At 74.5% G+C, this 427-nt stretch carries 1 protein-coding gene; it reads right to left on the bottom strand.

Annotated features, from left to right (window positions below):
• Positions 1–427, bottom strand: a 427-nt coding sequence (locus AC1DSF_RS30965; RefSeq protein WP_478184136.1) for a KR domain-containing protein, incomplete at both ends; no start/stop codon positions are given.

The raw sequence follows: 427 nt of genomic DNA, 5'->3' as shown, positions 1-427 counted from the left end.
GCCAGGAGGCCAAGGCTTCCTCGTCGGTGATGTCGAGCGCCACGGGCACGGGATGCGCGCCGAGCGCTTCGAGCTCCTGGACGAAGGCGACGTTCCGGCCGACCGGGCTATCCGGGTCGGTCTCCCGCCACTGTCCGCGCTCAGGCAGGGCCGTGCGGCCCAGCAGGATCAGCCGCCGCGCGCCCCGCCGCACCAGCGTGCGGCACAGCAGCCGCCCGAGCGCGCCGAACGCCCCCGTCACCAGATAGCTGCCGTCGGCGCGCAGGCGCACCGGCAGTGGGCGGGTGAGATCCGCGGCAGCGGTCAGGCGGCCGGTCAGGCGGCGGTCGCCACGTAGCGCGATCTCGTTTTCGTCGTACACCGCGAACTCACGCAGCAGTGCCGCGGCTTCGGCGTCCCGTGCGTCCGCGGCCGGGTCGAGGTCGAC

This window comes from Variovorax sp. 01N429 (assembly GCF_056399425.1).
Note: the sequence above shows the minus strand (reverse complement) of the source record. Positions and strands in the feature narration are given on the sequence as shown.